Source organism: Collinsella aerofaciens, from assembly GCF_040915545.1.
In the GTDB taxonomy this organism is placed as follows: domain Bacteria; phylum Actinomycetota; class Coriobacteriia; order Coriobacteriales; family Coriobacteriaceae; genus Collinsella; species Collinsella aerofaciens_BE.
On the sequence record NZ_JBCPDH010000014.1, the window covers coordinates 45,053 to 56,179 of the forward strand.

11 protein-coding genes are annotated in these 11,127 nt (G+C 60.7%); all 11 read left to right on the plus strand.

The features are described 5' to 3' along the window. Nucleotides 1–3 precede the first annotated feature (3 nt). The 11 genes from mrdA (at nt 4) to rsfS (ending at nt 11,024) form a co-directional block, all read left to right on the plus strand. Nucleotides 4–2,073: a penicillin-binding protein 2 gene (gene mrdA, locus AB5202_RS06050; RefSeq protein WP_368143868.1), complete on the plus strand. Its 2,070-nt coding sequence runs from the start codon at nt 4–6 to the stop codon at nt 2,071–2,073. A gap of 9 nt (nt 2,074–2,082) precedes the next feature. Then, the gene (locus tag AB5202_RS06055) at nt 2,083–3,309 is read left to right on the plus strand and encodes an FtsW/RodA/SpoVE family cell cycle protein (RefSeq protein WP_022094759.1); all 1,227 of its coding nucleotides are present in this window, start codon (nt 2,083–2,085) and stop codon (nt 3,307–3,309) included. A gap of 18 nt (nt 3,310–3,327) precedes the next feature. Further along, nucleotides 3,328–4,257, plus strand: a complete 930-nt coding sequence (locus AB5202_RS06060; protein WP_368143867.1) for a YcjF family protein — start codon at nt 3,328–3,330, stop codon at nt 4,255–4,257. A 10-nt stretch (nt 4,258–4,267) separates the two neighbouring features. Then, the gene (locus tag AB5202_RS06065) at nt 4,268–6,145 is read left to right on the plus strand and encodes a TIGR03960 family B12-binding radical SAM protein (protein WP_055309861.1); all 1,878 of its coding nucleotides are present in this window, start codon (nt 4,268–4,270) and stop codon (nt 6,143–6,145) included. Continuing rightward, nucleotides 6,142–6,954 carry a TIGR03936 family radical SAM-associated protein gene (locus tag AB5202_RS06070; RefSeq protein WP_055285117.1) on the plus strand — a complete coding sequence of 271 codons (813 nt, stop codon included), beginning with the start codon at nt 6,142–6,144 and terminating at the stop codon, nt 6,952–6,954. Before AB5202_RS06065 ends, AB5202_RS06070 begins: the two co-directional genes overlap by 4 nt. A gap of 67 nt (nt 6,955–7,021) precedes the next feature. Further along, nucleotides 7,022–7,396, plus strand: coding sequence for a 50S ribosomal protein L21 (gene rplU / locus AB5202_RS06075; protein ID WP_035138585.1), 375 nt, complete (start codon nt 7,022–7,024; stop codon nt 7,394–7,396). Nucleotides 7,397–7,429: 33 nt separating this feature from the next. Then, nucleotides 7,430–7,687 carry a 50S ribosomal protein L27 gene (gene rpmA, locus AB5202_RS06080; RefSeq protein ID WP_006236075.1) on the plus strand — a complete coding sequence of 86 codons (258 nt, stop codon included), beginning with the start codon at nt 7,430–7,432 and terminating at the stop codon, nt 7,685–7,687. Between the two features lie 85 nt (nt 7,688–7,772). Beyond that, a complete protein-coding gene (gene obgE / locus AB5202_RS06085) occupies nt 7,773–9,239 on the plus strand; it encodes a GTPase ObgE (RefSeq protein WP_368143866.1) in 1,467 nt (488 codons plus the stop codon). A 3-nt stretch (nt 9,240–9,242) separates the two neighbouring features. Next, nucleotides 9,243–9,920: a nicotinate-nucleotide adenylyltransferase gene (gene nadD / locus AB5202_RS06090; RefSeq protein WP_055285119.1), complete on the plus strand. Its 678-nt coding sequence runs from the start codon at nt 9,243–9,245 to the stop codon at nt 9,918–9,920. 87 nt (nt 9,921–10,007) lie between these two features. Then, complete coding sequence (gene yqeK / locus AB5202_RS06095) at nt 10,008–10,541, plus strand: bis(5'-nucleosyl)-tetraphosphatase (symmetrical) YqeK (RefSeq protein WP_368143901.1); 534 nt, start codon at nt 10,008–10,010, stop codon at nt 10,539–10,541. 27 nt (nt 10,542–10,568) lie between these two features. Beyond that, on the plus strand, nt 10,569–11,024 hold the full coding sequence (rsfS, locus tag AB5202_RS06100) for a ribosome silencing factor (protein WP_368143865.1): 456 nt from the start codon (nt 10,569–10,571) through the stop codon (nt 11,022–11,024). The last annotated feature ends 103 nt before the right edge of the window (nt 11,025–11,127 follow it).

Sequence of the window (11,127 nt, forward strand, 5' to 3'; positions counted from 1 at the left end):
TAGATGTCTTCCCAGTTGACGGTTATTATCGCCGGTATCGTGCTGGTTGTGGCCATCGTGGTCGCGCTGGTCATCATGCGTCGTGGCGATTCCCGTTTTACCTACGATACGCAGCATGGAACGGCCCCGCGCGCCACCGAGGGCGAGGGCAATACCGCGGCGACCGCCTTTAAGGGCCGCTTTTCCATCCTCACCACGGGTGTGGGCGCGATGTTTGCGGCGCTCGCCGTCAAGCTGTGGGGCATGCAGATGGTCTCGTCGGACTATTACGAGAAGCAGGCTAATAGCAATCAGACTCGCACTGTTACCACTCCCGCTGTGCGCGGCCGCATCCTCGACCGCAATGGCGTGGCGCTTGTCCAGAACCGTCCCTCACTTGCTGTCGTGGCCTACCGCGACCTTGCCGAGGATGAGGTTCTGGTTCGCCATCTTGCCAACGTGCTCGGAATGCCTTACGTGGCGGTCCTTCGCAATATTCAGGACAATACAGAGGGCGCTCAGAGCCTGCATACCATCGCGACGGACGTCCGTCGCTCCACGGTCGCCTATATTCAGGAGCATGCCGGCGAGTTCCCGGGCGTCAAGATTGCCGAGCGTACCGAGCGCCAGTATCCATATGGCGAGACGGCATGTCATATCTTGGGCTATACCGGCACCATTACCTCCGAGCAGCTCGAGGCCCAGAATAAGAAAACCTCTGGCGATGATGATGCTTCTGCTGGCAAGATTACGTACCAGTCGGGCGATATCGTGGGCCAGGCGGGCGTTGAGAGCTACTACGAAAACCTGCTGCAGGGTATTCGTGGCGAGCAGACCGTCAAGGTCGATGCCTCGGGCAATGTGACCGGTCAGGCCGGCGCCGTGCCCGCGAAGGCCGGCTCCGACATTAAGCTCACGCTCGACCTTAAGATCCAACAGGCCTGTGAGACGGCACTGGCGAGCGCTATCGAGCTTGCCAAGACCACTGGCTACAGCAATGCCGGCAACGGCGCTGTGGTGTGTCTCGATCCCAACAATGGCGAGATCCTGGGCATGGCGAGCCAGCCCAAGTTCGATCCGTCCGTCTTTATCGGCGGCGTCTCAAATGACGTGTGGACCGAGCTCAATGATGACAAGGGTTCGCACCCGCTGCTCAACCGCGCCATTAGCGGACAGTACATGTCGGCTTCGACCATCAAGCCGCTCTCGGCACTGGCCGGTCTTGAGTTTGGAACCTACACGTCGGGGCAGACGACCAACTGCACGGGCTATTGGACGGGTCTGGGCAAGTCGTGGGGCAAGTACTGCTGGCTGCATTCCGGCCACGGCACCATGACGCTGCAGTCGGGTATCGCCAACTCGTGCGACCCCGTCTTCTACGACATGGGCAAGGCGTTCTTTTATGACGAGAAACATTCCGAGGGCCTGCAGGAGGTCTTTCGTCGCTGGGGTCTAGGCAAGACCTGCGGTATCGATCTGCCGAGTGAGGGCGCGGGCCGTATTCCCGATGCCGAGTGGAAAGAGTCGTACTTCACCGACGCCTCTGCCGAGGACCGCAAGTGGAATGCCGGCGATATGACCAACATTGCTATCGGTCAGGGTGACATCCTGGTGACGCCCCTGCAGATGGCGTGCGCCTATATGGGTCTTGCCAACGGCGGCAAACAGTACGTGCCTCACGTGTTTTTGTCTGCCGTGTCGCGCGATGGCGACGGCGATGCCTATAAGTACAACGGCAAGGGCAAGAAGAAGCGCCTGGAGGCCAAGATCAACAGCGATTCGGATTTGGCTCTAGTTCGCAACGGCATGCACGACGTGATTTACACGGCATCGACGTCCCTGGCGGCGCACTTTGGCACCCTGACGCCGCAGGTATACGGCAAGTCGGGCACGGGCGAGAAAAGCGGCGAGGACGAATACGCTTGGTTCTGCGCCTATGCACCGGCCGATGACCCCAAGTATGTCATCGCTACTGTCCTGGAGCAGGGCGGCGGCGGCTCGGATACCGCGATGCATGTCGTGCGCGACGTGCTCGGCGTGATTTATGACGAGCCCGATACCTCTTCGGCCTCGGGCGATTCTTCGGTTCGATAGGAGGTTGCGATGGATTTTTCTCCGGCGGATCTGTTCCGTTCAACCAAGACCGGCTCTCGCAGCAGCCTGGACCGTGTCAACAAGCAACTTTCGGCCTCGCGCGGCACGTTTCGCCAAAAGGTGCATATCGGTGTGCTCGTGGCTACTGTGGCGCTCGTCGCCTACGGTGCCATCATTATCTGGTCGGCTTCGCAGTTTAAGGCCGATGCTTCGTTCTCACGTCATCTGCTGGGAATTGGCATCGGAGCGGTGCTGGCGGTGCTCGTCTGGCGAACCGACCTGCGCGGTATTTCCAATTTCTCGACGGCGTTACTCGTCATCGACCTGATCGTGATCTTCTCGCCCAAGATTCCGGGTCTGTCCTATACGGGCGGTCTGGGCATGACGGGCTGGATCAAGATTCCCGGTATCGGCTTGACATTCCAGCCGGTTGAGCTTGCCAAGCTCATCACCATCTTCTTTATTGCTACGCTTGGCTCGCAGTATAACGGTCGCATCGATACTGTTCGCGACTACGTCAAGCTCTGCGGCATGCTGTCCATTCCGTTTTTGGCCGTCGTCGCCATGGGCGACCTGGGCTCGGGCCTGGTCGTGCTGGTTTCGGGCGCCATCGTCATTTGCATGAGCGGTGCACGCCGCGAATGGGTGCTGTCGACCCTGGCCCTGCTCGTGGGCCTGGTGGCCCTCGTCCTGGCGCTCGATTCGGTCTTTGATTCGCTGCTCGGCCACGATGTGCTCATCAAGCAGTATCAGATGAACCGTCTGACGGTCTTTATCGACCCCGATAATGCCGATTCGGACGATGCCTACAACCTGCAGCAGTCGCTTATCGCCGTTGGCTCGGGCGGCTTCTTTGGTAAGGGTTTGGGCCATGCGACGCAGTCAGCCGGCGGCTTTCTGCCTGAGTTCCACACCGACTTCGTCTTCGCCTTTCTGTCCGAGACCTTTGGCTTTTGTGGTTCCTTTTTGCTCCTCTGCCTCTACGTGCTGCTGATCTTTTCGACGATTCGCGTCGCCTTTAAGTGTGAGTCGCTGTTTTTACGTCTTTCGTGTGTGGGCATCGTTGGCATGTGGGCGTTCCAGACCTTCGAAAACATCGGCATGTGCATCGGCATGATGCCGATTACCGGTATTCCGCTACCGTTTATTAGCTTTGGCTCGTCTTCGATGATGATTCAGCTGCTGACGGTGGGTATCGTACAATCCATATGGCGGCATCGTTCGGGCGCCGCGTAACCGCTGGAGGGGTTTGCTATGAAAATTCCCGTAGATAAGCTGACCCGCGCTTTTAAGATGGGCGCGTCCGTTAAGAGGGATTCCGATACGCCGGTGCGCGTTTCGGTCTATCTGGATTCGTCCGCCTCGCGCTTTCTGGCCGAGACGGTGCGTGACGCCTTTGTGCCGCAGACGACCTCGGGCATTGTGCGCGTCGAGCGTCTGGGGGAGGAGCGAATTGCTCCAAAGACCGATACCGATGTGGTACTGGTGCTCTCGTGTGGTTCCGATCGCTTGGAGAGTGCCGTGCAGGAGCTCGTGATCGCCGGCGCACCCGTGTGCGTGCTTGCCGAGTCTGCTGTGGAGGTGCCGTTTATCGAGGAGTCTACGCCCATGCTCGGCGTGGTAGCGGCAACCGATAAGACGTATCTGCTCGAGACGCTTGCCCGCTGGATTCTCGACCGCACCGACAAGGAAACGGCTTTTGCGGCGAACTTTGCCTTCATGCGCATCGCGGCGGCCAATCGTATCATCACCTCGTGCGCGCTCACCAATATGGCGACCGGTGCACTGGTGTTTTTGCCGGGCGCCGATTATCCCGTTATGGCGCTGGCGCAGGTGGGCATGCTCTTTGAGCTCGCTGCCGTCTTTGGACGCGGCATTAAGCCTGAGCGCGGCTACGAGGTCGCGGGCGTGCTTGCCGGCGGTCTTGTGATCCGCGCGGTCACCCGCGCGCTCGTCAAACAGACGCCGCATATTGGGTTTGCCGTCAAGGCGCTCACTGCTGCCGCGGGCACCTACGGCATGGGCCGTGCGCTTGTTTCGCTCTACGAGCGCGATGTCGACTACAGCCGTGCCAACGAGGTGGTCACTGCCACGTTCTCCCGCGTTCGCGATCTGGTGACCACGGTCGCGGGCGCTACCCGTCCTATGGCGTCCTACCAAGACGCATCCGATCTCGCTGCTTAGGGGTTTTCCGTTGCGCGTTGCATACCAAGACTGTTTTCATTTAATTGAGCCGTTGCTCGCCAAGGTCGAGAAGCCGAGCCGCTATATCGATCACGAGTGGGGCACGCTTTCCAAGGCCGATGCCGACTACCGTTGCTGCCTGATCTATCCGGATGTGTACGAGGTCGGTCTGCCCAACCAGGGCATCGCCATCCTCTACAACATCCTTAACCAGGCCGAGGGCATCTCCTGCGAGCGCGGCTATGTGCCGTGGCCCGATATGGGCGACGCCATGCGCGAGGCGGGTATTCCGCTGCTATCGCTCGAGGGTGCAGCGCCGGTCGCTTCGTTTGATATCGTCGGTCTGCATGTGCCGCACGAGATGGCGGTGACGAACTTCCTCGAGGCTTTGGACCTCGCTGGCATTCCGCTGTTAGCGGCCGACCGAGGTGAAGACGACCCAATCATCATCGCCGGCGGTCCCTCGGTGTACAACCCCGAGCCGTACGCGGCCTTCTTCGATGCCATCCTCATCGGTGAGGGCGAGGAATCGCTGCTCGAGACCTGCCAGCTGCATCGCCGCCTGCGTGACGAAGGGGTCCCGCGCGCGCAGATTGTCGAGCAGCTTGCATCCATTGCCGGCAACTACGTGCCGTCGCTCTATGAGGTTCGTCACGACGAGCCCTGCTCGCCGCATGGCTACACCGTGCCGCGTGAGGGCAAGGATGCGCCGACCGTGGTCTACAAGCGCGTCGTCGAGGATTTCGGCGCCACGAATCCGCTGTCGCAGTCGTGCGTGCCCTATGCGCAGCTGGTTCACGACCGCCTGTCTATCGAGATCCTGCGCGGCTGCGCCCGCGGCTGTCGTTTTTGTCAGGCCGGCATGACGTATCGCCCGGTGCGCGAGCGCTCGGCCGACCAGATCGTCTCGTCGGTGATTCAGGGTCTGGAAAAGACCGGCTATGACGAGGTGTCGCTGACCTCGCTTTCCACGACCGACCACTCCTGCATTCGCGACGTGCTCGGCAGGCTCAACCGTCGCCTGGAGGATACGGGTATACGCGTGTCTATTCCGTCGCAGCGCCTGGATTCGTTTGGCGTGGATATGGCCGAGTCGGTCGCCGGCGAAAAGAAGGGCGGCCTGACGTTCGCGCCCGAGGCCGGTAGCCAGCGCATGCGCGACATCATTAACAAGAACGTGACCGAGGAGGACCTGGACCGTGCGGCCAAGGCGGCCTTCGAGGCCGGCTGGAACCGCATGAAGCTCTACTTTATGATGGGCCTTCCCGGCGAGCGCGATGAGGACATCGTGGCCATCGCCAATCTGGCCGATCACGTGCTGGAGCTCGGTCGTTCCGTGGTGCCCAAGGCTCGTCGCGGCTCGATCTCGGTGTCCATCTCGGTTTCGGTCTTTATCCCCAAGGCTGCCACGCCGTTCCAGTGGTGCCCGCAGCTCGACTACGACGACGTCAAGCGTCGCCAGAAGTTGCTTATCACGAGCGTTCGCAACCGTGCCGTCCGCGTGCATTACCACGATGCCGAGACCTCGCTCATCGAGGCCGCGCTTTCCCGCGCCGGTCGTGACATGACGCCCGTCATCATCGATGCTTGGCGCTCGGGCTCTCGCTTTGACGCCTGGGTAGAGCATTTCTCGCTCGATAACTGGAAGGAAGCTGCTGCCAAAAACGGCATCGACCTCAATGAGCTCGTGCACCTGCCCTACGAGTTGGACTGGCGCCTGCCGTGGGAGCACGTGAGCCCCGGCTGCACGCGCGGCTTCCTCGAGCGCGAGTACCGTCGCTCGCTCGAGGGCGTCACGACTCCCGACTGTACCCGCACGTCGTGCACCGGCTGCGGGATCTGCCCCACGCTCCACGCCAAGAATGTATTGATGGGTGATCGCGCATGAGTGAGCGCCTGACCGACAACCCCTCGCTCTTTAGGCTTCGTGTTCGCTATGGCAAGCGCGATCGCCTTAAGTACCTGGGCCATCTCGAAGTAATCCATACCATTGAGCGCATCGTGCGCCGTGCGGGACTTCCCTATGCCGTCACGCAGGGCTTCTCTCCGCACATGCGCGTGGGCTTCTCTTCGGCGCTGCCGGTGGGTACGTCGTCGACCTGCGAGTGGTATGACCTGTTTATGACCGAGTTCGTGGCGCTCGACGAGGCGTTTGGGCGCCTGGCTGCGGCGTCTCCGGCCGATCTGGCGCCCATCGAGGCGGCGTACATCGACGTGCGCACGCCGGCGTTGACGGCGCAGCTCACGCGCCTGTCGTATCGCATCGACCTGCACTTGGATCCCGAGGCGCCCGTAAGCGCCGACGAGGTGCGTCGTGCGATCGACACGCTGCGCGCGGGCCACGGCATCGACTACGCGCGCGGCAAAAAGAGCAAGCGCTTGGATTTGGATCACACGCTCGTGGGCTATGAGCTCACGGCGGGGGAGCGCCCGGACCATTTGGTGCTCATGCTCGACACCCATGCCGACAACGAGGGCTCCATGCGTCCGGAAATTTTGCTTTCTGCTGCTGATGTTTTGTTGCAGGGCTTGACCCCGGGCGTGGATGCACCTATTGTTTCCACCGGTATGCAAGACCTCGTGACCATCTGCTCCTACGATGTCGAGCGTCAGAATCAAGCATGCGAGGACGACGAGGGCCGACTCGTCAGCCCCATACCTGTGCGAACTTGTGGATTTGCTCCACATACTCGTTGACGGGGGTATTTTCGCCTGCTACTATATTCGGCTGTTGCACTAACTGATGCATGAAGGGCAAGTAAACATGTACGCAATCGTTAACACGGGCGGCAAGCAGTACAAGGTCGCCACCGACGATGTCATCACCGTCGAGAAGATCGAGGGCAATGAGGGCGACAAGGTCACCCTGCCGGTTATCTTCCTCAACGATGGTAAGAAGATCGTCACCGATCCCGACAAGCTGGCCAAGGCCAAGGTTACCGCTCAGATCGTTGAGCAGTTCAAGGGCGAGAAGCAGCTGGTCTTCAAGTTCCACAAGCGCAAGCGCTATCGTCGTCTGAAGGGTCACCGTCAGCAGCTCACCAAGCTGAAGATCGTGAAGGTTCAGGCTACCTCCCGCGCCAAGAAGGCTGTCAAGGCAGAGGCTGAGGCTGTTGCCGAGGCTCCCGTCGCCGAGTAGATTACACTCGTAACGAAAGAGTAGGTATACACAATGGCACACAAAAAAGGACTCGGTTCCTCCCGTAATGGCCGTGACTCCCGCGGTCAGCGCCTTGGCACGAAGCGCTATGCCGGCCAGACGGTAACCACGGGCACGATTCTCGTCCGTCAGCACGGCACGCACATCCACCCGGGTGAGAACGTTGGCCGTGGTAAGGACGACACGCTGTTCGCGCTGGTCGACGGTACCGTTGAGTTCCACAAGGGTATCAAGCACAGGGTCAGCGTACGCCCGCTCGCGAACGCGTAATTCACCCTTCATAGAGCACATATGTGGGAGGCACTTGAGTTTTAGGATTCAAGGGTCTCCCTCTTTTTTGTAGGAGGCGATTCTGTTGTCACAGTTCACCGATATCAGCCGCATTAACGTGTGCGGCGGCGACGGCGGAGCCGGATGCATGTCGTTTAGGCGCGAGGCATTTGTCCCCAAGGGCGGCCCCGATGGCGGCGACGGCGGTCGTGGCGGCAATGTCGTCATCCAGGCCGATGCTCAGCTGTCTTCGCTGATCGATTACCGCTTTAAGCATCACTTTCGCGCCGAGCGCGGCACGCACGGGCAGGGTGCCCGTCGTAACGGCAAGAGCGGCGAGGACCTGATTCTCAAGGTCCCTATGGGTACCGTGGTGCGCGAGCTCGATCCCGAGACGCAGACCCCGATGTTTGAGATTGCCGACCTGGTGCACGACGGCGAGCGCGTCGTCGTGGCGCCCGGCGGTGCCGGCGGTCTGGGCAACACGCACTTTGTGACGTCGGTGCGTCGCGCTCCGGCCTTTGCCCAGTTGGGCGAACCGGCCGAGGAGCACTGGATCGAGCTCGAGATGAAGCTTATGGCCGATGCCGCGCTCGTGGGCTTTCCCTCCGTGGGTAAGTCATCGCTCATCGCGCGCATGAGTGCCGCCCGTCCCAAGATTGCTGACTACCCGTTTACCACGCTCGTGCCGAACCTCGGCATGGTGCGTGCCGGTGAATATTCTTACGTCGTTGCCGACGTCCCCGGTCTTATCGAAGGCGCGAGCGAGGGTAAGGGCCTGGGTCACCAGTTCCTGCGCCACATTGAGCGTACGGCCCTGATCATGCACGTCGTCGACATGACGGGTGGTTTTGAGGATCGCGATCCGGTCGAGGATTACCACATCATCAACCGCGAGCTCGAGCAGTATGGCGCCGAGCTTTCGGAGCGTCCGCAGATCGTCGTTGCCAACAAGTGCGATGCGCCGGGCACGGCCGACAAGATTGCCGACCTCAAGCGCGCAGCGCTCGACGATGGACATATGTTCTTTGCCGTGTCTGCCGTGACGGGCGCCAGTCTCAATACGTTGATGCTTGCCGTAGGTGAGCAGGTGGCCAAGCTCCGCGCCGAGCTGGCGGTCTCCGATGAACCGGTCGACCTGCGCGACGATGAGTGGGAGCGCCGCCGCCTGCAGCGTGAGAAGCGTTTCCGCATTGTCCAGGAAGAGCCCGGTGCCTTCCGCGTGGTCGGTCGTGCCATCGAGCGCATGGTCATCCAGACCGACTGGGAAAACGAGGAAGCCGTCATTTACCTGCAGCATAAGTTTGCGCGTATGGGTGTTGACGACGCGCTCGAGAAGGCCGGTTGCCGTGCGGGTGACGAGGTCCGCATTTGCCAGCGCGCCTTTGACTTTGAGGGCGCCGAGGACTTCTCGGAGTACGAGGAGCTCGAGGATGCTGGCGAGGACGTTGCCGTTGAAGCCATTGACGTGGCCGATGCTGCGGATGAGGGAGTCGAGGTTGTCGATGCGGCGGATGCCGCGGGCGATGCCGAGACCTCGGAGGGCGAGTAAGCCATGTCGCTGCGCGGTGGAATCGGTCTGCCCGAGCTTCCTCTAGAGGACGGGCAGGAGTTTAGGCTCGGCATTATGGGTGGCACCTTTGATCCCATCCATTACGGGCACCTGGTGACCGCCGAGCAGGCGCGCGAGTCGCTCGACTTGGACGCTGTGCTCTTTATGCCGGCGGGCTCTCCTGCCTTTAAGCTTGACAAGCCGGTGACGCCTGCCGAGGACCGTTATGCCATGACGGTCCTCGCCACCGCCGCGAACCCGGCCTTTTTGGCGAGCCGGTTCGAGATCGACCGTCCGGGTGTAACCTATACGGCCGATACGCTTCATGCCCTTCGCGACTTTTACCCGCCGCAGGTAAAGCTCTACTTTATTACGGGCGCCGACGCGATTATCGATATTGTGACTTGGCATGATGCCGAACGAATCGCTGAGCTTGCTACCTTTATTGCGGCGACGCGACCGGGCTTTGATATCGATACGGCGCGTGCCCGAATCAAAGAGTCGGGGCTGCCGTTCGACGTGCGCTATATTCAGATTCCGGCGCTGGCGATCAGCTCGACGAACATTCGCAAGCGAGTTGCCCGCGGTATGAGCGTGCGCTATCTTACGAGCGAGTCCGTGCTCGGCTACATTCGCAAACGCAGGCTATATGCCGATTTGGGCCAAGAAGATTTTGAGTGATGGGGGTCTACGTTGTCGGTAGAGGATCAGTTTGAGGGCGATGAGCACGCGCTGCTCAAGCGCATTCAAGAGCTGCTCGATGTTCGCATGAAGGATAAGCGCAAGCGCTATGTGCATTCGCTGGGTGTTGCCGAGACCGCACTTCATCTGGCCGAGGTCTACGGCGTTGACCGCTTTGATGCCGCTGCTGCCGGTCTGATCCACGACTGGGACAAAGTGCTCTCCGACGACGAGCTGGTTACGCGCGCTCTGCATTACGGCATTAAGATTGCCGGCTCTCCTTCCGCCGCGACGCCGCTTTTGCATGGTCCTGTTGCCGCCTATGAGCTTCCGCAGCTTTTCCCCGAGTTGTCGCCGGCCGTTTTCCAGGCTGTCGACCGTCACACCGTGGGTGCCTGCGACATGACGCCGCTCGATATGGTGGTCTTTGTGGCCGATGCCATCGAGCCCAACCGCCACGGCGACTATGCGCATGCGCTGCGCAAGATGGTGGGGGAGTCGACGCTCGATGAGTTGTTCTTCTCCTGTTTTGCGCAGGGTCTGGTCTACGTGATCCAGACCGGGCGTTATCTTTATCCCACGGCTATTACGATTTACAACCATTACGCCCAGCTGCGCTAGCTCGGGCTGTCTAGAAAGAGGTATTCCATGGCCGACGAGACCATGACCGACGAACAGATTCTTGAACGTGTGGAGCACAAGAGCTTCGCCGCCACGTCCGACCGCACTGCCGCCTCGCTGTCCGCGAGCGGTGTCGCCGCCGAGGATGTCGCCCGCGCCGCCGCGCAGGCCGCCTACGACAAGAAGGGCGAGGACGTGCAGGTGCTCGACCTGACCGAGCTTTCCGATGTGTGCGACTACTTTGTGCTCGCCACCGGTACCAACAACCGCCAGGTCGATTCGATCGTCGACGAGATCGAGGAGAAGGTCGCCGAGACTTGCGGCGAGCATCCGTTCTCCATCGAGGGCCGCGAGCAGAAGACCTGGATGCTCATGGACTACGGTTCGGTTGTCGTCCACGTCTTCACTCCCGAAGCCCGCGACTTCTACCGCCTCGAGAAACTCTGGGGAGACGCCCCCCAGCTTCCCCTCGACCTCCTCTAAATGATTTTTCTGGGACGGGGATTAAAAAAGGCTCTGTTAGACCAGGATTGACATACATGTGTCCCCACGGTGCCATATCGTTGACCCCGTAGACCGCGATGAT